Raw genomic sequence first — 18,069 nt, forward strand, 5'->3', positions numbered from 1 at the left:
CCCGCCGGGGTACGCCGAAGCGTGCGCTCGTGTTGCTCGAGGCGCGTGATGAGCGGGTGTGTGCGATGACGGCGCAGCGTGGTGACCGGATCGTTCCGCAGCATCGCGCCGGCGGCATGGGAGGCGGGAAGTCGAAGCACGACCTTCACGGGCTGGTGTGGCTGGACTCGATCGTGAATGGCCAGATCGAAGCTGACGCGACGTTGCAGGCCATGGCGTTTGCATGGGGCGTGAAGGTGCGTGCGGTCGATCCGGCCCGGGTGCCGGTGTTCTACCGCCACGAGCACGCATGGTTCGTGCTCGAGGGCGTGGAGCGTCGTGAGGTGTCGGCGGTGGTGGCGCTGGACATGATGCTTGCCGCGTACGGCGACCGATACCTGGCCTGGAAGGCGACTGCTGATGAATCACCGCGTGCGGCACTGCTGGTGGCACGGGGAGGACGGTTCTGATGCTGGGCCGTTGCTGCGCACGTTGCAAGACGCCGTATGGCTGTGGACGCGGGGTCTGCGGGTGTCATGCGGATGACTGGCGTGTGCGTGAGCAGGAGGCGCTTCGTGATGCGCGTGCAGATCTGATCGAGGAGCTGGAGGCGCAGGAGCGTACGAGGGGGCGGTGGCTGTGAATGCGAGTGAGGTCGTGCATGGTCAGGGGCTGGTCCCGGGCCGGGCGTATTGCGGTCGGAAGATCACGAGCTTGCCGGCGGGGTGGCGTCGGGTGACGTGTGTGGATTGTCGGGCGGCGTATCGAGCGGATGGGAATCGACTATGACGGCAGCGAAGACGGAGCGCCCGGAGTGGGCGTCGGTGAATCTGACGCTTGAGCGTGATCGGGCGCGGGATGTTGCGGTGCGGCTTGAGGGTGAGTTGGCGGCGGCGGACGGCCTGATCGAGGCGATCGATGAGGTGATCTCGCCGACGCCGGATGCGGAGCTGGACGAGAGCAATACGCGTGCCCTGCAGCGGGTGCGCGATCTGATCGATGACCACATGGTCAGGAACGGAGCAGACCGATGAGCGAGTCCATTCATCGTTTCGCGGGCGTGACGGGTGCGCTGGGGATCGAGGTGAGCGAGCTGGGGTGCATTATGGCGGACGTCGAGCCGATCCCGGTGACGAGGTATCTGGCGTCGGCGTTGCCGAACCCGTGGGGTGATCTGTACGTGTCGCCGCGGCGTGAGGAGCGGTTCTGGATCGATGGTGCGGTGGGTGAGACTGGCGCGCATGTGACGTTGCTGTATGGGCTGCTGCAGCCAGGGCCGGTGTGGCGTGAGCATGTGGACGTGCTGCTCGCTGACGTGGATCTGTCGACGGTGACGGTTGATCACGTGGGCGTGTTCGATTCGCCGTACGAGGATGAGCGGTACAAGTGCATCGTGGCGCACCTGCAGCTCACGCCGGCGCTGCGGAGGGCGCATACTCGGCTCTCGTATCTCCCGCATGTGAACACGTTCCCGGAGTATCGGGCGCACGTGACGCTTGCGTATGTGAAGGACGAGCCTGCGGTGGGTGCCGTGTGGGGTGGTCTGTCGATTCCTGAGCTGTGGGCGGGGTATCTCGATCAGGACCTCGCTGGCCGCGAGCTGCGGGTGTCGGGCATCAACTACGGGGGCCGGTCATGAGCGCGCCGCAGCGGTTCCGGAAGAAGCCCGTCGAGATCGAGGCGATGCAGCTCACGCGGGAAAACGTCGCAGACGTGGCCGCTTGGTGCGGAGGGCGTGTCATCAAACAGGTCAAGCCTGGCGACCCAACGGACGTGTACGTGGCCGCTTGGTGCGGAGGGCGTGTCATCGAACAGGTCAAGCCTGGCGACCCAACGGACGTGTACGTCGGGCTCGACATCCCCACGCTCGAAGGCACGATGCGCGCCGAGACTTTCCACTGGTCGACGTGGGACGGCACCCGCTACGTAGGTGGCGACTGGATCATCCGTGGAGTGCAGGGTGAGTTCTACCCGTGCAAGCCGGACATCTTCGAGGCGACGTACGAGGCGGTGCGCTGATGGGCTACCAGGTGTACGAGGATCGGATGGCGCGCGATCATGGCGTGAGCCGGTGGGCTGGGTACGGAGTGCCGGCGGTATGCGATGCGCCGTCCTGCGAGGCCAGGATCCACCGGGGATTGGCATTCAAGTGCGAGCCGTGTGGCATGTACTTCTGCTTGGAACACCTTCTGAGCGTGTGCCCTGCCTGGCATGCGTTCGTGACGCCAAAGCCGGACACGGCGGAGTGGGAACGGTGGATACTCACCGACGAGTCGTGGGCGCAGTGGCGCGCAGAGAACTCGGACCTGGTCGCTGACATGCGCGCTCGCACGACGACCGACACGGCCCGGGACGCACCGCGCTCGCCGGATTGCGTGGCGGGCAAGCACCGCGCGTGCGGTGGTGACGCGTGGGACGACGCGGCGGATGACGTGTGCGACTGCCGGTGCGGATGCCACTCGGAGGAGGTGGCCGCTGATGAGCGCTGAGACGGAGTACACGGTGTACCGCCGCGATAGCCGGGACGCGATGGTGCTTGACGCGGCCGACCCGGTCCGCTCGCTCGAGGTGCTGCTCGAGAAGGCCACAGCGGCACGGGAAGACGCCGAGCTGGAACGGGACCGACTGACGGCATGGGCTGAACGCGCGGTCAACGCCCACCAGACCGCCTGCGAACGCGAAGCACGCTTCCGAAAAGCGCTCGCCGCGGTGCGAGAGGGCGAGCAACGGCATGTCGCGGTTGCTGAGGAGGAGGGCCGGACGGATGGATGTTGAGCGCGAGTTGGCGGCGGTGCGTCGTCGTGTGCGAGCGCAGATCGACCGGAACGCGCGTGCCGCGTTGGTCCGCATCGGGATCGACGTGGAGGCGGAGGAGCGTGCGGCTCGTGAAGCGCTCGAGCTCGAGAGGCGTCGTGCCGCTGATGCTTCGGCGGAGCAGCTCGGAGCGAGTCTGCGGGCGATGCGAGATAGCTGGGTTCGCATGGCGGAGGGCATCGCTCGTGGCTTCAACGGGGGTGGTGTGCGATGACTGACCAGTTGACGCCCGCCGAGATGCGGGAATGCAAAGGCAGGTGGCCGCATCGATGGCACGTCCGGCAGTTTGGCGGCGTGGCCTGCGGTCGGTGCGGGGCGCCCCGGTCACGCTTTCACATGGTCGCGGGGAAGCCGGAGGTGCGTGATGTCCAGTCCTGACGAGCTGAGGGCAGCGGCCGACAGCCTGCTCACACGTCCTGAGCCTGGCCGACTGGCGGTCACCGTGGATGCGAGGGATGCGGGCGTGATGTCGCTCGCCGCCCGTCGCCTGGCCCGCGTGATCGAGCACGTCGAGAGTGAGCGTGTACGCCTGCCTCAGCTGCCGGCGGCGTCGATGTATGCGCAAGGCGAGTTCGACGCGTTCACCGAAGTCGCCCGTATCGCCCGCGGGGAGACCACCAGCCACGAGGAAAGGAGGCGATCATGATGCGCATAGGAACGACGTTCGGTGGGATCCGTATCCCGCCATCGCTCGACGGCGTGATCGTGGGACGCGATGGCGACAGGCCTGATGCTTGGCGGCTCACGTCGAACATCACTGGTGCGTCCGCCACGGTGCGAACGGCCTACGCCGGTCAGGGCCAGATGAAGCCCTACCGCCTCTTCATCGAGGGCCGCCGGACGCGGTCCTTCGGCTGGCGTCACGCTGCGATCGAGGCGGCTATCGAGGCGCTACTCGCTGGACACCGTGCCGCCGGGGAGACCAACGAGAGGGAGGGCGGCAATGTCTGATCTGCGAGTGGTGCCGGTCGATCTCGCGACTGCGAAGGCATTCGTCACTGCGCATCATCGTCATCACGAGCCGCCTGTGGGGCACAAGTTCAGTGTCGGCGTCGCACGTGGTGATCAGCTGGTCGGTGTCGCGATCGTGGGTCGTCCGGTGTCTCGCGTGATCCAGGCCGAAGCTCGCACGCTCGAAGTGATCCGCACGGCGACGGACGGCACGCACAACGCGAACTCGATGCTCTATGGGGCAGCACGTCGCGCCGCGTTCGCGCTCGGCTATGACTGCCTCATCACGTACACGCAGGAGGGCGAGACGGGCGCGAGTCTCCGTGCTGCCGGGTATCGCGTGATCGCGCAGCGTCCGCCCCGGAAGGGCTGGGATACGCCGTCTAGACCGCGAGAGGACCGCGGCGATTACGTCGCGCGGACGCTGTGGGAGACCAACGAGAGGGAGAAGCCATGATCATCGAGCAAGTGCCGCTTCGCGATCGAGTCTGGGACGCGATCACCGAGAGCCTTGTGCCTGCCGCTGTCCAGTCGCCTGAGGACGAGATCGCCACGCATGTTGTCCCGCATGACGCGGACGGTGCTCTGTATTGCATCGAAGGAGTCCTCGACATAGGCGTGCTCGTGTCTGCAGTCGTGGATGAGATCTGGGACGACCACGAGAGGGAGAGCAATGGGGACCGTGGAGACTGAGGCATTCCTGCTGGTTGATCCCGTGCAGGACTACGAAGAAACGCTGACCATTCTCGGGGTGTACGGGTCGTTGGACGCCGCGAAGGAAGCACTCGCCCGGCTGCGTGAGGTATTGGTCCGAGAGGTCGGCATATATGGGCACAGCAAGCTGCGCCGGGATAGCGAGGTCCAGCACTGGCGGGGCGATCAGCTCCTCGAGTCGTGGACGTACACGCCACCTGAGTCCAAGGACCCGGACGTCGGGTGGAGCGATGCATGGAGGTGGGGCAATGCCTGAGCGTATCCAGCTGTCACGCAAGCGGGGCTGGCGGAAGCCGGAGAACACGATCGTGGTCGCGCGGCCTGGTCGATGGGGCAACCCGGTGCTGATCCACCCCGTGAGGCCGTCAGGGCCGTTCGACATCTATCACGGCGATGTCGGCTTCATCGGGCAGGTGACTGGCATGGAACTCGCGCGCGAGAAGGCGGTCGAGGCGTTCCGTCGGATCGTTGACGGGTCTCCGGAGATGCGCGCCGAGATCCTGGCGGAGCTGGCTGGGAAGAATCTCGCGTGCTGGTGTCCGCTGGACCAGCCGTGCCATGCAGACGTGCTGCTCGAGCTCGCGAACACGGAGCCCGGCGATGACTGAGGGGATCTGGGTACACGCGCTGTTGGTCGCTGGGGTCGGCACGTACAACGCGGCATGGTTCGGCATCGGCGCGTGGTGGGCGACACGACACCGGAGGAGGTCCTGATGCCGGTGGACGACGAGACCCGTGAGGCTGCGAAGGCGGATCTGGATCGCGCGATCAAGGCGTACTTCGGGGTGATTGAGCCGGACACGTATGTGGACGCGTGGGTGTTGGTGACGCACAAGCGTCGGCCGGAGTGGGAGCAGGCTGGGCAGAGCGTGGTCGGGACGACGACGCCGCCTCAGGCGTGGCCTCTGACGCGTGGCCTGTTGGACATTGCGTTGACGGAGGACCGCGACGATCAGAGTGTCAGGGATGGGGAGGACGACTGATGGTGATCGTTCTGGCGACATCGATCAAGGATGGCCGGGCGGCGGTCGACCGGATGCTGGTCAAGCCCCCGAGCGTGCACATCGTCACGCCACGGAATCTCCCGAGCGTCCGCGGCCGATCGACGACGCACATGTTCGCGACGCCCGACTTCTGGGACCTCCCCGAAGCGCGCCGAGCGAACATCATCCGCTGCGCGATCCCCGCGCTCACCACTTCCTACTGCGAGCGCTGCAAGCACTTCTGGGCTGGGGCGGTCGCCGAGATCGAGGCTCGCGCTCGCCGTGGGGGTGAGGGCTGATGGGGGTGTTGATCGATCTGTCTGGGGAGCGTTTCGGCCGGTTGACGGCGGTGAAGCGATTGCCGGATGCCGTGTCGGCGAGCGGTAGCCGGCAGCCGGCGTGGGGATGCGTGTGTGACTGTGGGCGTCGCACGGTCGAGCAGGGGCGTGCTCTGCGGGCGGGCCGGGCGTTGTCGTGTCGGCAGTGTGTGCGTGACCCGAGTCGGATGCTGCGGTACGGCACGACGTACATGGTGTGGTGGCCGACTCTGGGGATTCTGAAGGTCGGTCGCGCGTTCCGTGGGATGCGTCTGGAGATGATGCGGCAGACCGGAGCCGTTGTGCTGCTGGATGCCCGAGGCACGGACGCGTCGTGGGAGCGTGCTGGGCTGCGTGCGCTGCGGAGGCTATTCGATCCGGCGTTCACGGGGCCGAGTGGGACTGGGGCGCATCGAGCTGATCGGATCCTCTATCGAGGACGTGGATGGCGGGAGTGCTTCTTCGTCGAGGAGGAGGATCTGCAGCTCGCGTACGACGTGTGCTTGAGGGCGATGCTGCGAGAAGGGAATGATTTTGGAGAGAACCCACCTGCCACCGCCACCTGGCGGCGAGCACTCCGCGGCGTCCAGCGTGCTCGGGCTGCCCGTCGCGGCCGCACCGACTGCGCTGGGCCTACAGGCCCTCGCGGGCCGGCTGGGGCTGTTGGAGCTCGACGCGGAGCGGATCGGACTGAGGCTGTATCCGGGCGAGTCGGTGACGACATCGGCGGAGCGTGTGGTGCTGCACGTCTTGATGCTCGAGGAAGCGGGGTTCCTGCTGACGTGGGCACAGGACGGCCGGGAGTGGTTGCGTCTGCTGGACGGCGGCGGTGCGCCGTCGGCGCGCGGACGGGCCCCGTGGGGGACTGTTCAGGACAGCTCGGTGCCCGCCGGTCCGGTCGCATTTTCAATGGCTGGGGAGAGGGAGAGAGAGGAAGCACGCGCACGAGCGCGCGAGCGCGCACGAGCACGGGCAGACGAGGAAGAACGGATGCGGGAGGGGCGCTGGGCGGCGTGGGAGGCCGAGTATGTGCGCCGGAAGCCCGCTCGCCCGTCTCGCCCGGCCGTGTTGGAAGCTCCGCCCATGGGGTGCCCGGATCATCCGCACGGTTCGCTGGATCCGTGCGGGCCGTGCGGCACGGCAATGGAGCGCCGCCGGGAGTTCCTGGCGCGGCAGAAGTACACCGAGCAGCTGGCGGTGTTCGAGGAGCACCTGGAGGACGAGCCGTGGGATCCGGACGAGCCGTTCTGACGCAGGAGATGTCTTGCCAGGAGCCCAGGGTGGCATCGTGCTTGATCTGATGCCGTTGGACCCGGAGTGGGTCGAGTGGGGCGCTCGGTATCGCTGGCATGTCGACCAGCTGCCAGCGCTGTTCGAGGCCTTGCGTGAGATGCGAGTGCCGTCGATGACGGCTCGTACCGATGTGGAACGGGTAGCGGGCTCGAGCGCGGAAGGGCCTCCGGTGCCGTTGCAGGTCGGGCCTGTCGATGTCGTCGACGAGCTGTGGGCAGTCGTGGTCGAGTACGTTGACGAGGTTGCCGAGCTGATCGGGCATGCGCCGCCGCAGGTCGTGGCTCGAGCATGGCGGCGGCGGGGTGTGCCTGCGGGTGTGCGACCGCTGTCCGAGGGCGTCGCCGTGAGGCGTGCTGCACACGAGGTGACGAACTGGTTGATCATCCACCTCGAGGCGATCGCCGTTCACAGCCAGCTCGCGGACAGCGAGGACCACCTGTTTGAGCTCATTCGCAAGCACCGGTCGCGCTACGTGGCGGAACGTACTCGGGCGCGGCGTCGCGTGTGCCCTGTATGCGAGGAGCGTTCCGTGGTCGTGGAATGGGCGATGCTCGCAGGAGCGGACGAGGCTGAAGGCATCGGGCGATGCACGTCGTGCGGCACGGGATTCCGGCGGGAAGCATCGTGACGTGGCGTCCACGGTGGCTTACATACGACGAGGCGGCAAGGCGCGCCGGGGTCAGCGCATGGACGGTGCAGGAGTGGCGCCGTGCGGACATGCCGATGACCACGGACAAGGCGGGTCGTCGAGTGGTACGTGAGGACGTGCTGCTCGAATGGAAGGTCCGACGCCTGCGTGCGAATCCGGCACGCTCTCGCAAGCGATAGGGGGTGTCGTGTCGCAGTTGCATTCGCCACGATCCACCCCCTATTGTTTACGGTAGAGAATAAGAGTGTCAGCCCCCGGGGTAGCGCAAGCTATCCGGGGGCTTTCTCATGCACCCCGGGGCTGTTGTATACCTGCCGGGGTATGGTCTTCGGGAGGCTGCCGATGGGGCGTGCTGTTCCGGCTCCCAATGCGAATGGTCATCGTCGCCGGCAGGTGAGGATTCGAGTACTCGCAGAGGAATCCACTTGTGCACTGTGTGATCAGGCTGTGGATAAGTCGCTGTCGTTCTTGCCAGGTCAGCATGGCGCGAAGTGCCGCGACCGTGAGTGCAGTGGCTGCGTGCCGCATCCGCTGCGCGCTGAGGTTGACGAAGATCTGCCTCGTTCGCGTGGTGGATCGGCCACGGACCGCGCCAACTGCCGCCTGATGCACCGTGAGTGCAATCGCTGGAAGGGCAAGATGACGCTGACAGAGGCGCGCGCGAAGCGCGCCGGTGTGAGCATGTCGAGTGTTCCGCTGGTGATCACAAACCTGGTGCGGTGGTAACCGAAGCGGTGAGTGACGGCCGGGTCGGGTCGGCGCCGGCACCCAGGGGGGGCACCCCCTCCCCGCCGCCCCCAAGGCAACCCCGCCGGATAGGGCCGATCTCTCCTCGGTGATTTCCTCAATGCCGTGAAATGTATTGAGGAAAAAAGCGCAGTAGTATCTCTCGCGGCCCATTGCATTCGTGATGGGGGCAGATGGTCTCGGCGACTTTCTGGGGAGTCTGTGCGGAGGGCGTTCTGAGGGCATCCTGAGAACCGCGGAATCATGCGGATTATCCGTAACACGCTGGTAGAATTGAGGCATGGATTTCGGGGCGTGTGAGTTTTGCGGGGCCGGGTTAGCGTTGATGCGTCGCGGTGCTCGCTTTTGCAGCTCGAAATGCCGAGTGTATTTCCACCGTAATTACCGTCGAATACCTCGCCAGATGACTGATCGGGCTGCGTGGGTGCGTGCGGTTGGGAAGCGGCCGGTCACGGTGACCGGGGCGCCGGCCTCGACGACGAAGCGTGCGACGTGGGCGCCGTTCCGTGCCGTGGCGACATCGTCGGTCGGTGACGGCTACGGGATCATGCTCGGCGATGGCATCGGCGCGTACGACCTGGACCACGTCACTGACGACGAGGCGCGATTGCTGCTGTCGCAGATTCCGGAGCGGGTGCTGTTCGTCGAGCGGTCGATGTCCGGCGACGGCGTGCACGTCTTCGTCGAAGCTCCGGAAGGGCCGGGGACGAAGAAGTGGGCGGGACGCCATGAGCGCTACACCCGCGCGAGATTCATCCGGATGACGGGAGACCGACTCTCCCTCGCATGACCTGCCGGTAGGAGGTGACCACGATGAAGTGCGCCACCTGCCGGAAGCCGCTGGGCACCAGCGACCGCCGCGTGAAGTACTGCTCGGAGTTCTGCAAGGCGAACAAGCCGGCACCGAAGCGGAAGCTGCGTGCCGTCGGTGCCGACGAACGTCCGGTCGATCCCGAAGCCATGGTCCCGGACCCCGATCAGGACCCGCACACTGAACCGCGCACGCTCACCGTGGATGACGCCGCGCGCGAAGGAACTGACCTCGAGTTCCTCATGGCCATCCGAGATCGCCTCGCTGATGCCGTCGCCGACGAGACATGTCCTCCCCGCGAGCTCGCCGCGCTGACGCGTCGCCTCGAAGAGAACCGGAAGCAGATCAACGCCGAGAAGGCGCGTCTGCGCGAGGAGGGCGAGGATGACGAGCACGCCGACGACGAGAGGTGGGACGCGGACGCCGTCTAAGCGACGTCTGTCCGATGTGACCAAGCACCTCTCGATGCCGTCGGGAATCGTTGCACACGGGTACCCGGCCGTCGCGCGGCAGTGTCGCAAGATGGGCGTCGTCCACGACGATTGGCAGCAGGCGCTCGCTACGGCGATCCTCGCGAAGCGCGCCAACGGCCTATACGCGGCCGGCGTCGGTGGAGTGACGTTGTCCACCTGCCGGCAGGTAGGGAAGACGTTCACGATCGGGACGATCATCTTCGCCCTGTGCGCGCTGTCACGAGGCACGAAGGTGCTGTGGACGTCGCACCATGGCAAGACGACGGACGAGACGTTCGAGTCGCTCGTCGCGCTGGCGCAGAAGCCGCAGATCGCCCCGTACATTCGTAAGACGCCGTCCGGGTCGGGCAAGCAGCAGATCGTGTTCACGAACGGGAGCAGGATCCTGTTCGGCGCGCGCGAGCATGGCTTCGGTCGAGGCATCCCGGGCGTGACCGTCGTGGTGTTCGATGAGGCGCAGATCCTCAAGGCCGGCGCACTGAACGACATGGTTCCGGCGCTGAACACGATCAAGAACCCGCTCGTGCTGCTGATGGGCACTCCGCCGGATCCGAAGGACCCGGCAGAAGTGTTCAAGGCGCGCCGCCGGAAGGCGCTCGACATCGAGCAGCGCCGCGCGAAGGGCGAGAAGGTCGCGTCGAATGCTCTGTACGTCGAGATCGGCGCCGACGACGACCCTGACCCCGATGACCGACGCCAGTGGGGCAAGGGGAACCCGTCGTACCCGGACCGGACCCCTGAAGCTTCCATCGAGCGCATGCGGGAGCTACTGCCTGACGTGGCTGCGTTCATCCGCGAAGGCCTGGGCGTCTGGGATCGAGAGGTCAACGGCACTCGACTGATCACGGAGCCCGAGTGGGCTGCTACCGCCGTCGGGATCGTGCCGCAGGAGGGCGTAAAGGCGATCGGCGTTGCGTTCAACCTGGATGGCACGCGAGTGTCCGTGAGCGGTGCGCTGAAGCACGCGGACGGCATCCACACGGAGCTGATTGACGCCCGCCCGCTCACCGAGAGTGGGATTGGCCCGCTTGCAGACTGGCTCGCCGAACGCAAGGACTCGGTCGCCCTCTTCGTGATCTCGGGGCGGGCCGGCGCCGACGCGCTTTACCTGGCGCTGCGGGAACGGAAGGTGTCCAAGCGGCAGATCCACCTTGCGACGACGGTGGAGTACACGGCGTCGTGCTCGATGCTGCATGACGCCGTGCGGGGCCGCACGGTCACCCATCCGAAGGCACCCGCCGGCGACATGCTCGACGCGTCGATTGCAGTCGCGGACAAGAAGCAGCGTGGCCAGAACGGCGCCTGGGGATGGGTCGCGACCACCCCTGACGGCGACGAGACGCCGGCCGAGGGGATCAGCCTCGCCCTGTGGGGCGTGAGAACGACGAAGCGTCGACCTGGACGGAAGAGGAGCGTGATGACCGCATGATTCCCACTGCCGTACAGATGTCGGCCGGGTTCACTCCTCCCGAGGTGATCGGGCTGGACGCTCCGACGCAAGAGATCGTCACCGAGCTGCTGGTGCAGTGGCGCAGCAAGCTGCCCCGCAACATCGAGCGAATGATCTACCTCGACGGGAAGAACAAGCTCAAGGATCTGAAGATCGCGCTCCCACCGAGCTTGGTGGACTCGCTCGACATCGTGATGGGCTGGCCGGAGAAAGCTGTCTACGACCTCGCCGACCGGATCGTGCTCGAGCGCATCCGTGGCGCGGGTGACGACGCGGACCCGTTCGGCCTCAAAGCGCCGCTCACTGCCAATCGCTTCGAGTCGGAGTTCCCCCAGGCCACAGCGTCGTCTCTCGCCCATTCGACGGCGTTCGTGTCGGCGACACCGGGCGACGTGTCGGCGGGCGAGCCGGAACAGCTGCTCATGTTCCACTCGGCAATGTGGGCCACTGGCCTGTGGAGCAAGCGGGCCCGTTCGTTCCGTGCGGCGCTGCTGATCTCGGCGACGGACAAGCTCGGATTCCCCACCGAGTTCACAGTGTTCCTCCCGGATGAGACGCTGGTCTGCCAGAAGGGCGCTCGCTGGTACGTCGCGGACCGCATCCCGAACCGCATCGGCCGAGTCCCGATCGAGCAGCTCCCGTTCCGACCGAACCTGGATCGCCCGTTCGGACGGTCCCGCATCGACCGTCGCGTGATGAGCCTCACGGACCGTGGTGTTCGTGCCGGTGCGCGCCTCGAGGTGCACGCCGAGATGTTCACCACGTTGAAGCTCATCCTGCTCGGCGCCGACGAGGATACCTTCAAGGATCCCAACGGCAACCCGGTGCCCCTGTGGTCGTTCTACATGGGGCGCCTCAACACGCTCTCGAAAGACGAGGACGGCGACAACCCGCAACTGGAGAAGATCGCTGCGGAGTCTCCTCAGCCTCACATCGAGGTCCTGCGGGAGCTCGCGAGCGAGTTCTCAGGGCACACGGGCGTCCCGCTCGGGTCGCTCGGCATTGCATCCGACAACCCAGAATCGGCGCAGTCGAAGACCGTAGCTCGCGACGATGTCGTGGCCACGGCGGAGAAGCAGCAGACGATCTACGAGTCGTCCATTCGCCGAACGCTCGAGAACCTCGTCATGATCCGCGAAGGACTCACAGAGCCACCCACGGAGATGCTCGACCTGCACGTGAAATGGCGCCGCCCGGACCGCGCGACACGCGCCGCGCTCGCCGACGCCGGAGCCAAGCAGGTCAACGCGAAACCAGAACTCGCCGACACCACCGTCGGTCTCGAGCTCATCGGCCTCGACCCCGACCAGATCGACCGGTACGAATCCCAAGCACGCCGCAACGCCGGCCCCACCGTCCTCGACCGCCTCACCACCACGCGCTCGCCGCAGGTGACGGAGAACGCGTTGGACGAGACGCCGGATCCGGCGCCGGGTGGTGAGCCGGAGGATGCATCTGATGCGCATGTGGTGCAGACGCTGAAGGCGAAGTTCGAGGCGCTCGGCATCGCGATTCGTTCGGGCGTCGTGCCGGAGGCGGCTGCGCAGCGCCTGGGGCTCACCGGTATCGAGATGACCGGTGCCGTGCCAGTGTCGCTGCGGATGCCGGAGCAGGAGGCTACGACGCTCGAGGAGAGGTGACGCGATGACCTCTCGCCGAGACGTCGACCGGCTCACGGAGGCGCAGCGGAAGCTCGTCGCGATGGCGCAGTTGGACCTCGAGGAGTTCTTCTCAGGTTGGGATCTGTCAGACCCGTCGGACGTGCGAGATGCGCTGCTGGAGGTCGTGCCCGGTCTCGTGTCGGAGTACGGCGATCTGGCGGCGACGGCGACGGCCGAATGGTACGAGCAGGTGCGCCCCGGGGCGGGCTTCACGGCGAGGACCGTGGCGCCCGCCTCGATCTCGGATATCGAACGCGATGTGCGGTATCACGCGGAGCATCTGTTCGGTGATCGCCCAGAGGACGTGCTGGACGCGCTCTCGGGCGCAGTCCAACGCCACATCGCCTACTCGTCGCGCGAGACGGTCGCACGCAATGTGTCGCTGGACCCGTCGCAGCCGCGGTTCGCGCGCGTCCCGACCGGTGCGCGCACGTGCGCCTGGTGCGAGATGCTCGCCAGCCGCGGGTGGGTGTACTACTCGCGCGAAACCGCGGGAGCGATCAAGAAGTTTCACGACCACGACGACTGCCAGATCGTGCCCGAGTGGGACGCCGAGAACGCGCACCTCGAGGGTTACGACCCCGACGCGATGTACGACCGGTACCAGCAAGCGCGCGACAAGCTTGCCGCGGATGGCAACACAGCGCCAACCGATCGGGAGATCGCTTCCAAGCTGCGCCACCTGTTCCCCGACAAGTACACCGACGGGGCGTGGCCAGCGAAGAAGACACTCGCCACGCCTGACGGGCCGGCGGTGCTCACCGGCAAGAAGATCAATCACCTTCTTGACGGCGACGGTGTTGGGAAGGGCGGCGGGCATTTGTCGGGCGTCGCGCAGCTCGGCGAGACTGAGTTCCCACCACACTGGGACGCGAACAAGATCATCGATGCGATTGAACGAGTCGTCGCTGATCCGCGGCGCGTGAATAGGACGAAGCAGCCGAACATTTACGTTGCAGTGGTGGACAATGTCGTGGTCGAAGTGAAGGTCGCGTGGCGCAAGAATGGCACTGGCCGAGTCACCACCGCGTATCCGCGTAGCGGCGACGGCGTGATCCGGAACACCAGGAACGGACGAATCGACCTACCACTTGACCTGGGAATCTTTGGACCCGCCGAGTAGAATGTGGCCCATGAGAAAGACGTACGAGGCGCTGTATGAGTTCGTGGAGTCGCTGCAGCCGTTCGTCAAGAAGGACGCCTGGGGCACGACTGGCGGCATGTTCCACACGGAGCTGTTCGTTGGCGAGCCCTGGGAAGCTATCGACACGCTCCTCCGCGGACTCGCCGAAGACGGCGTGAACGTCCCTGACGAGGTACTCACTCGCATCGAGGAAGAAGTCCTCCCTGCATTCGCGGAGAAGCGTGAGCTTCGCGAGTACCGCGGCCTCATCGCGGCAGAGCGCGAACGTCGAGCGCCAGCCGCCGCGTAGCAGCCGCAACAGACCCGAAACCCCGTACCGACATGGTGCGGGGTTTCTTCATGCCCGCCCTTCGTGGCCGGGCACGTCCTGCCCGCACGGGCACTACCCATCACGAAGGAGCGCCGCATGGCCACCGACACCACTCCGCACGGAGAAACCCCCATCAGCGAGAAGCCTGCCGAGCCGACCGCGTCGGACCCTGCACAGGGCGCCGACGGCGAGAAGCCCGGTGAGACGCCCCAGCCGGCCGAGACCGACTACAAGGCGGAAGCCCGCAAATGGGAGAAGCGAGCGAAGGAGAACCGCGAACTCGCGCGCGCGAACGAGGAAGCCGCACGGCGCCTCAAGGAATTCGAGGATGCGCAGAAGACCGAAGAGCAGAAGACCGCTGAGCGGATCGCGCAGCTCGAGAAGGAGAACACCTCCTACCGGCAGCGGGAGCAGGTACAGAAGTGGGCGGGCGAGGTCTCCGAGACCACCGGCGTTCCCGCGAACCTGCTCCGTGGCAGCACCCGCGAGGAGATCGAGGCGCACGCCAACGACCTCAAGGGCGCGCTCGCCGCATCGGCGCCGACTCCGGATCCGGCTCGTCCGGTTCCGACGGTTGGGAAGACGCCGGCGACGCCGGGGAACGTGTCTCTCCCAGAGCAGATCGCGGCCGCCGAGGCCGCGGGAAACACAGAACTTGTCGCTGCGCTGAAGGCTGTTCAGCTCGGCGGCTGACGACACAGAAAGGGGCATCATGCCCGGTATCACTGGTATGGGGACGACCTTCAACCTTCCCCAGTACGTCGGCGAGCTGTTCGCAGCGTCGCCGGAAGACACTCCGCTGCTCTCCGCGATCGGTGGTCTGACTGGTGGCGAGTCCACTGGTTCGACGCTGACGGAGTGGCAGGGCTACGATCTGCGCGACGCGGACGACGGTCGCCAGCGACTCGAGGGCGCGCCCGCTCCTGATGGTGAAAGCCGTACTCGCTACCGCGAGTCGAATGTGCTCGAGATCCATCAGGAGAAGGTCGAGATCTCGTACACGCGCCAGGGCACGACGAAGCAGCGGAACACGGACGGCGACCCGGTCGTCACGATCGGTTCGACGTCGATCCCTGCGAGCGAGCTGGCGTGGCAGCTGGCACAGCAGTTCAAGCAGATCGCGCGGGACGTCGAGAAGACGTTCATAACGGGGATCTTCCAGAACCCGGACGACAACCTGACGCCTCGTCGGACGCGTGGTCTGCTCGAGGCGACCGCGACCAACGTCGTGACCGCGGAGTACGCTGCGGGCACGGTTCCGGCGACGGCGCTGACCGAAGACGTCGTGCTTGACCTGATGCAGCAGGTCTGGGAGTCGGGCGGCATCCAGGAGTCGGAGACGCGCACCCTGCTCACGAACGCGGGGCTGAAGCGTGCGCTGACGAAGATCTTCATCAAGGACGCTGGCCGGCAGGAGGAGTCCCGCAACGTCGGTGGCGTGAGCCTGCAGACGATCGAGACGGACTTCGGTCGAGTGAACCTGATGCTGGATCGGTACATGCCGACCAACCAGCTCTCGGTCGTCTCGCTCGAGGACCTCGCGCCGAGGTTCCTGGAGATCCCCGGCAAGGGCCACTTCTTCGCGGAGCCGCTCGCGAAGACGGGTGCCAGCGACGAGGTGCAGATCTACGGCGAGATCGGCCTTAAGTACGGCAACGAGCGCAAGCACGGCAAGATCATGCTCACCGAGGGGGCCTGATCGTGGTTTACACCCCGAGGACGTGGCAGGACGGTGAGGCCGGTGGCACACCGATCGATGCCGCGTCCCTCAACAACATCGAGCAGGGTATCGCCGATGTCGACTCGAGGCTCACGACGGAGGAGTCGGCGTCGCCGACGCCTGCGGAGTGGGACGACATCGTGTCGCGCGTCGAAGCCCTCGAAGCAGGAGGTGCATGATGGGTAGGTTCCTGAGCCCGAAGCTCAAGAGTCTCCGGGTCGCGGATATCGGCGTCCAGTTCGTCGGTGGTGCGGTCACGGTCGACGACAAGCACGACGAGCGGATGCGGCGTCTCGCCGAGTTCGGCGTCGTCGAGGACACCAGTGCTGCGCCGCCGGCCGCGACGGTCCCGGAGCAGACTGGTGCCGTCGGTGCGGAGCCCGAGGGTGACCAGTCCACGGGTGACCAGTCTGACGGTGACGACACCGCCGAGCTGTCGCCGCCGGCGGGCAACGCGTCGCGCGACGACTGGGCGGCGTTCGCCGCCAAGATCGGCCTCGAGGTCGACGCTTCGGAGAAGCGCGACGACATCCGCACCCGTGTGGAGGCGCTCCTCGCCGAAGACGAGGACGACGAGGACGACGACGAGTCGGACGACACCGAGTGACGAGGAGGGGGATTCCTGATGGCTGTTCCGTTCGCTGATGAAGAGTACTTCACGCAGAACTTCGGGGATCCCCCGTCTCGCGTCGCCGCACGTCTCGTCGAGGAGCTCGCCCGCGCATCTCGGTATGTGCGGCGCGAGTGCCCCGGGATCGATGCCCGGATCGCGAAGTACGTCGCTGATCCAGAGGACCCGGCCGGGCTGGATCCGGACGTCGCCGCTGACGTGGTGTGCGAGATGATCCAGTCTGCCGGTGCGTCTCCTGGCGGTATCGGCGTCACATCGCAGCAGATGGCCGCCGGCCCATACCAGGAGACGACGCAGTTCGTGAACCCAGTCGGTGACCTGTATCTGACGAAGAAGCAGAAGCGGCTTCTCGGGTGCGGGCGGCCGCGTGCGGGGAACGTTGACCTGATCCCGGACGTGCCGCGATGAAGGGCGAAAAGATAGTCGTCGAGCGCAAGCAGACCATCGGGGAGGACGCGCACAACGTCCCGATCGTGGACTGGGTGCCCGAGACGGTCGAGAACGTGCTTGTCGCTCCCGGAGCACGCGCGGACATCCCCGACGTCGATCGCCCGGCAGGGACGGTGGTCGCGTGGAATCTGCACTTCCCGAAGCCCTACGCGAAGTCGCTCCGTGGTGCACGCATCCGCGTCCGCGGTGGCAAGCCGTGCAAGGTGATCGGTGACCCTCAGCCGTACACGGCGGAGAACACCCCGACCGAGTGGTGGATGCCTGTCGAAGTGGACCGCGCTGACGGGTAGCCGGAACGGAGCAGAGCAGAGCATGGGTGACGTACGAGTCCGGCTCAAGATGAGCGGGATCAACAAGGTGCTCAAGTCCGAGCCGGTGCAGAAGCTCGTCGACCGGACGGGTGAACGCATCGCGGATGCGGCTGCAGCTGCGGCACCGGAAGCATCCGGCGACTTCGAGTACGAGCGAAAGCCTCACAAGTGGACGTCTCGCGGGTTCGTCCAGACCGGGTCCGCACGGGCGATGCGCGCGCAGAAGAAGCATGCAGTGCTCGAGCGTGCCGTCGCACAGGTGCGGAGCATGTCGTGACCTTCCCTGATGTCGAGGCTTTGCTGCTGGATTTCCTCGAGGCACGTGCCTCAACGGTCCAGTTCGTGACGCAGGTGCCGTCCGACCGGCCGGGCGAGTTCGTGTGCCTGTGGCGCAACGGCGGCGCCGCGATGAACCGCGTTGTCGACCGTCCTATGGTCACGGTCGATACGTGGGCCCCCTCGAAGGCTCGTGCGTCAGAACTTGCCGGACAGGTACGCACACTACTGCTGGGGCGGCTCGGCGAGCTGCCCCAGGTCCGGGGCGTCCTCGAGGTGTCGGGGCTGCACTGGAACCCAGATCCGGAGAGCGAGACGCCGCGCTATCGCTTCTCGATACAGCTGACCGTGCGCGCGGCTCGACGATAACTGAACATCAACCTGC

At 66.3% G+C, this 18,069-nt stretch carries 31 protein-coding genes; all 31 read left to right on the top strand.

The genetic code is table 11. The annotated features are described in order from the left end of the window. Positions 1 to 29: 29 nt before the first annotated feature. The 31 genes from DZG09_RS07685 (at position 30) to DZG09_RS07845 (ending at position 18,053) form a co-directional block, all read left to right on the top strand. Positions 30 to 449, top strand: coding sequence for a hypothetical protein (locus tag DZG09_RS07685; protein ID WP_162893215.1), 420 nt, complete (start codon positions 30 to 32; stop codon positions 447 to 449). A gap of 315 nt (positions 450 to 764) precedes the next feature. Continuing rightward, positions 765 to 1,013: a hypothetical protein gene (locus DZG09_RS07690; protein WP_119697012.1), complete on the top strand. Its 249-nt coding sequence runs from the start codon at positions 765 to 767 to the stop codon at positions 1,011 to 1,013. Beyond that, the gene (locus DZG09_RS07695; protein WP_119697013.1) at positions 1,010 to 1,618 is read left to right on the top strand and encodes a 2'-5' RNA ligase family protein; all 609 of its coding nucleotides are present in this window, start codon (positions 1,010 to 1,012) and stop codon (positions 1,616 to 1,618) included. Before DZG09_RS07690 ends, DZG09_RS07695 begins: the two co-directional genes overlap by 4 nt. Beyond that, positions 1,615 to 1,998, top strand: a complete 384-nt coding sequence (locus tag DZG09_RS07700) for a hypothetical protein (protein WP_119697014.1) — start codon at positions 1,615 to 1,617, stop codon at positions 1,996 to 1,998. Before DZG09_RS07695 ends, DZG09_RS07700 begins: the two co-directional genes overlap by 4 nt. A gap of 200 nt (positions 1,999 to 2,198) precedes the next feature. Beyond that, on the top strand, positions 2,199 to 2,468 hold the full coding sequence (locus DZG09_RS16750) for a hypothetical protein (RefSeq protein ID WP_205529090.1): 270 nt from the start codon (positions 2,199 to 2,201) through the stop codon (positions 2,466 to 2,468). After that, positions 2,458 to 2,754, top strand: a complete 297-nt coding sequence (locus DZG09_RS07710; RefSeq protein WP_119697015.1) for a hypothetical protein — start codon at positions 2,458 to 2,460, stop codon at positions 2,752 to 2,754. Before DZG09_RS16750 ends, DZG09_RS07710 begins: the two co-directional genes overlap by 11 nt. A gap of 403 nt (positions 2,755 to 3,157) precedes the next feature. Next, the gene (locus DZG09_RS07720) at positions 3,158 to 3,439 is read left to right on the top strand and encodes a hypothetical protein (RefSeq protein WP_119697017.1); all 282 of its coding nucleotides are present in this window, start codon (positions 3,158 to 3,160) and stop codon (positions 3,437 to 3,439) included. Continuing rightward, the gene (locus DZG09_RS07725) at positions 3,436 to 3,744 is read left to right on the top strand and encodes a hypothetical protein (RefSeq protein WP_119697018.1); all 309 of its coding nucleotides are present in this window, start codon (positions 3,436 to 3,438) and stop codon (positions 3,742 to 3,744) included. The genes DZG09_RS07720 and DZG09_RS07725 overlap by 4 nt, the downstream gene beginning before the upstream one ends. Then, a complete protein-coding gene (locus DZG09_RS07730; RefSeq protein WP_119697019.1) occupies positions 3,737 to 4,201 on the top strand; it encodes an XF1762 family protein in 465 nt (154 codons plus the stop codon). The genes DZG09_RS07725 and DZG09_RS07730 overlap by 8 nt, the downstream gene beginning before the upstream one ends. After that, positions 4,198 to 4,437 carry a hypothetical protein gene (locus DZG09_RS07735; protein WP_119697020.1) on the top strand — a complete coding sequence of 80 codons (240 nt, stop codon included), beginning with the start codon at positions 4,198 to 4,200 and terminating at the stop codon, positions 4,435 to 4,437. Before DZG09_RS07730 ends, DZG09_RS07735 begins: the two co-directional genes overlap by 4 nt. After that, positions 4,418 to 4,714 (top strand): hypothetical protein, encoded by a 297-nt coding sequence (locus tag DZG09_RS07740; RefSeq protein ID WP_119697021.1) that lies wholly within the window; start codon positions 4,418 to 4,420, stop codon positions 4,712 to 4,714. The genes DZG09_RS07735 and DZG09_RS07740 overlap by 20 nt, the downstream gene beginning before the upstream one ends. Continuing rightward, positions 4,707 to 5,066 carry a DUF4326 domain-containing protein gene (locus tag DZG09_RS07745; protein WP_119697022.1) on the top strand — a complete coding sequence of 120 codons (360 nt, stop codon included), beginning with the start codon at positions 4,707 to 4,709 and terminating at the stop codon, positions 5,064 to 5,066. The genes DZG09_RS07740 and DZG09_RS07745 overlap by 8 nt, the downstream gene beginning before the upstream one ends. Before the next feature lie 105 nt (positions 5,067 to 5,171). Then, a complete protein-coding gene (locus tag DZG09_RS07750) occupies positions 5,172 to 5,441 on the top strand; it encodes a hypothetical protein (RefSeq protein WP_162893216.1) in 270 nt (89 codons plus the stop codon). Next, the gene (locus tag DZG09_RS07755; protein WP_119697024.1) at positions 5,441 to 5,740 is read left to right on the top strand and encodes a hypothetical protein; all 300 of its coding nucleotides are present in this window, start codon (positions 5,441 to 5,443) and stop codon (positions 5,738 to 5,740) included. The genes DZG09_RS07750 and DZG09_RS07755 overlap by 1 nt, the downstream gene beginning before the upstream one ends. Before the next feature lie 546 nt (positions 5,741 to 6,286). Next, a complete protein-coding gene (locus DZG09_RS07760; protein WP_119697025.1) occupies positions 6,287 to 7,009 on the top strand; it encodes a hypothetical protein in 723 nt (240 codons plus the stop codon). Between the two features lie 13 nt (positions 7,010 to 7,022). Continuing rightward, positions 7,023 to 7,679, top strand: coding sequence for a hypothetical protein (locus DZG09_RS07765; protein ID WP_205529091.1), 657 nt, complete (start codon positions 7,023 to 7,025; stop codon positions 7,677 to 7,679). A 468-nt stretch (positions 7,680 to 8,147) separates the two neighbouring features. Beyond that, the gene (locus DZG09_RS07775; RefSeq protein ID WP_162893218.1) at positions 8,148 to 8,426 is read left to right on the top strand and encodes an HNH endonuclease; all 279 of its coding nucleotides are present in this window, start codon (positions 8,148 to 8,150) and stop codon (positions 8,424 to 8,426) included. A gap of 424 nt (positions 8,427 to 8,850) precedes the next feature. After that, on the top strand, positions 8,851 to 9,237 hold the full coding sequence (locus tag DZG09_RS07780; protein ID WP_119697029.1) for a bifunctional DNA primase/polymerase: 387 nt from the start codon (positions 8,851 to 8,853) through the stop codon (positions 9,235 to 9,237). A gap of 23 nt (positions 9,238 to 9,260) precedes the next feature. Beyond that, on the top strand, positions 9,261 to 9,689 hold the full coding sequence (locus DZG09_RS07785; RefSeq protein WP_119697030.1) for a hypothetical protein: 429 nt from the start codon (positions 9,261 to 9,263) through the stop codon (positions 9,687 to 9,689). Between the two features lie 91 nt (positions 9,690 to 9,780). Continuing rightward, a complete protein-coding gene (locus DZG09_RS07790) occupies positions 9,781 to 11,160 on the top strand; it encodes a terminase (protein ID WP_162893219.1) in 1,380 nt (459 codons plus the stop codon). After that, positions 11,100 to 12,821 (top strand): phage portal protein, encoded by a 1,722-nt coding sequence (locus tag DZG09_RS07795; RefSeq protein ID WP_162893220.1) that lies wholly within the window; start codon positions 11,100 to 11,102, stop codon positions 12,819 to 12,821. The genes DZG09_RS07790 and DZG09_RS07795 overlap by 61 nt, the downstream gene beginning before the upstream one ends. A 4-nt stretch (positions 12,822 to 12,825) precedes the next feature. Next, on the top strand, positions 12,826 to 13,965 hold the full coding sequence (locus tag DZG09_RS07800; RefSeq protein WP_119697033.1) for a VG15 protein: 1,140 nt from the start codon (positions 12,826 to 12,828) through the stop codon (positions 13,963 to 13,965). Positions 13,966 to 13,975: 10 nt separating this feature from the next. Further along, positions 13,976 to 14,275 carry a hypothetical protein gene (locus tag DZG09_RS07805; RefSeq protein WP_162893222.1) on the top strand — a complete coding sequence of 100 codons (300 nt, stop codon included), beginning with the start codon at positions 13,976 to 13,978 and terminating at the stop codon, positions 14,273 to 14,275. Between the two features lie 117 nt (positions 14,276 to 14,392). Further along, complete coding sequence (locus DZG09_RS07810) at positions 14,393 to 14,989, top strand: hypothetical protein (RefSeq protein ID WP_119697035.1); 597 nt, start codon at positions 14,393 to 14,395, stop codon at positions 14,987 to 14,989. 19 nt (positions 14,990 to 15,008) lie between these two features. Next, positions 15,009 to 15,995, top strand: a complete 987-nt coding sequence (locus tag DZG09_RS07815) for an SU10 major capsid protein (protein WP_119697036.1) — start codon at positions 15,009 to 15,011, stop codon at positions 15,993 to 15,995. A 2-nt stretch (positions 15,996 to 15,997) separates the two neighbouring features. Next, complete coding sequence (locus DZG09_RS07820) at positions 15,998 to 16,195, top strand: hypothetical protein (protein ID WP_119697037.1); 198 nt, start codon at positions 15,998 to 16,000, stop codon at positions 16,193 to 16,195. Then, on the top strand, positions 16,192 to 16,623 hold the full coding sequence (locus DZG09_RS07825) for a hypothetical protein (RefSeq protein ID WP_162893223.1): 432 nt from the start codon (positions 16,192 to 16,194) through the stop codon (positions 16,621 to 16,623). Before DZG09_RS07820 ends, DZG09_RS07825 begins: the two co-directional genes overlap by 4 nt. Before the next feature lie 18 nt (positions 16,624 to 16,641). Then, on the top strand, positions 16,642 to 17,055 hold the full coding sequence (locus tag DZG09_RS07830; protein ID WP_119697039.1) for a Gp19/Gp15/Gp42 family protein: 414 nt from the start codon (positions 16,642 to 16,644) through the stop codon (positions 17,053 to 17,055). Next, positions 17,052 to 17,387, top strand: coding sequence for a hypothetical protein (locus tag DZG09_RS07835; protein ID WP_119697040.1), 336 nt, complete (start codon positions 17,052 to 17,054; stop codon positions 17,385 to 17,387). Before DZG09_RS07830 ends, DZG09_RS07835 begins: the two co-directional genes overlap by 4 nt. Before the next feature lie 22 nt (positions 17,388 to 17,409). Then, positions 17,410 to 17,685, top strand: a complete 276-nt coding sequence (locus DZG09_RS07840) for a hypothetical protein (RefSeq protein ID WP_162893224.1) — start codon at positions 17,410 to 17,412, stop codon at positions 17,683 to 17,685. Beyond that, positions 17,682 to 18,053: a hypothetical protein gene (locus tag DZG09_RS07845; RefSeq protein WP_119697042.1), complete on the top strand. Its 372-nt coding sequence runs from the start codon at positions 17,682 to 17,684 to the stop codon at positions 18,051 to 18,053. The genes DZG09_RS07840 and DZG09_RS07845 overlap by 4 nt, the downstream gene beginning before the upstream one ends. Positions 18,054 to 18,069 lie beyond the last annotated feature (16 nt).

The sequence above is a fragment of the Microbacterium halotolerans genome, from assembly GCF_003569805.1.
Classification (GTDB): domain Bacteria; phylum Actinomycetota; class Actinomycetes; order Actinomycetales; family Microbacteriaceae; genus Microbacterium; species Microbacterium halotolerans.

Coding starts and splice junctions, on each gene's coding strand:
- DZG09_RS07690 (WP_119697012.1), top strand. CDS start 765: ATGACGGCAGCGAAGACGGAGCGCCCGGAGTGGGCGTCGGTGAATCTG.
- DZG09_RS07695 (WP_119697013.1), top strand. CDS start 1,010: ATGAGCGAGTCCATTCATCGTTTCGCGGGCGTGACGGGTGCGCTGGGG.
- DZG09_RS07700 (WP_119697014.1), top strand. CDS start 1,615: ATGAGCGCGCCGCAGCGGTTCCGGAAGAAGCCCGTCGAGATCGAGGCG.
- DZG09_RS07710 (WP_119697015.1), top strand. CDS start 2,458: ATGAGCGCTGAGACGGAGTACACGGTGTACCGCCGCGATAGCCGGGAC.
- DZG09_RS07720 (WP_119697017.1), top strand. CDS start 3,158: ATGTCCAGTCCTGACGAGCTGAGGGCAGCGGCCGACAGCCTGCTCACA.
- DZG09_RS07725 (WP_119697018.1), top strand. CDS start 3,436: ATGATGCGCATAGGAACGACGTTCGGTGGGATCCGTATCCCGCCATCG.
- DZG09_RS07730 (WP_119697019.1), top strand. CDS start 3,737: ATGTCTGATCTGCGAGTGGTGCCGGTCGATCTCGCGACTGCGAAGGCA.
- DZG09_RS07735 (WP_119697020.1), top strand. CDS start 4,198: ATGATCATCGAGCAAGTGCCGCTTCGCGATCGAGTCTGGGACGCGATC.
- DZG09_RS07740 (WP_119697021.1), top strand. CDS start 4,418: ATGGGGACCGTGGAGACTGAGGCATTCCTGCTGGTTGATCCCGTGCAG.
- DZG09_RS07745 (WP_119697022.1), top strand. CDS start 4,707: ATGCCTGAGCGTATCCAGCTGTCACGCAAGCGGGGCTGGCGGAAGCCG.
- DZG09_RS07750 (WP_162893216.1), top strand. CDS start 5,172: ATGCCGGTGGACGACGAGACCCGTGAGGCTGCGAAGGCGGATCTGGAT.
- DZG09_RS07755 (WP_119697024.1), top strand. CDS start 5,441: ATGGTGATCGTTCTGGCGACATCGATCAAGGATGGCCGGGCGGCGGTC.
- DZG09_RS07760 (WP_119697025.1), top strand. CDS start 6,287: ATGATTTTGGAGAGAACCCACCTGCCACCGCCACCTGGCGGCGAGCAC.
- DZG09_RS07780 (WP_119697029.1), top strand. CDS start 8,851: ATGACTGATCGGGCTGCGTGGGTGCGTGCGGTTGGGAAGCGGCCGGTC.
- DZG09_RS07785 (WP_119697030.1), top strand. CDS start 9,261: ATGAAGTGCGCCACCTGCCGGAAGCCGCTGGGCACCAGCGACCGCCGC.
- DZG09_RS07790 (WP_162893219.1), top strand. CDS start 9,781: ATGGGCGTCGTCCACGACGATTGGCAGCAGGCGCTCGCTACGGCGATC.
- DZG09_RS07800 (WP_119697033.1), top strand. CDS start 12,826: ATGACCTCTCGCCGAGACGTCGACCGGCTCACGGAGGCGCAGCGGAAG.
- DZG09_RS07805 (WP_162893222.1), top strand. CDS start 13,976: ATGAGAAAGACGTACGAGGCGCTGTATGAGTTCGTGGAGTCGCTGCAG.
- DZG09_RS07810 (WP_119697035.1), top strand. CDS start 14,393: ATGGCCACCGACACCACTCCGCACGGAGAAACCCCCATCAGCGAGAAG.
- DZG09_RS07815 (WP_119697036.1), top strand. CDS start 15,009: ATGCCCGGTATCACTGGTATGGGGACGACCTTCAACCTTCCCCAGTAC.
- DZG09_RS07825 (WP_162893223.1), top strand. CDS start 16,192: ATGATGGGTAGGTTCCTGAGCCCGAAGCTCAAGAGTCTCCGGGTCGCG.
- DZG09_RS07830 (WP_119697039.1), top strand. CDS start 16,642: ATGGCTGTTCCGTTCGCTGATGAAGAGTACTTCACGCAGAACTTCGGG.
- DZG09_RS07835 (WP_119697040.1), top strand. CDS start 17,052: ATGAAGGGCGAAAAGATAGTCGTCGAGCGCAAGCAGACCATCGGGGAG.
- DZG09_RS07840 (WP_162893224.1), top strand. CDS start 17,410: ATGGGTGACGTACGAGTCCGGCTCAAGATGAGCGGGATCAACAAGGTG.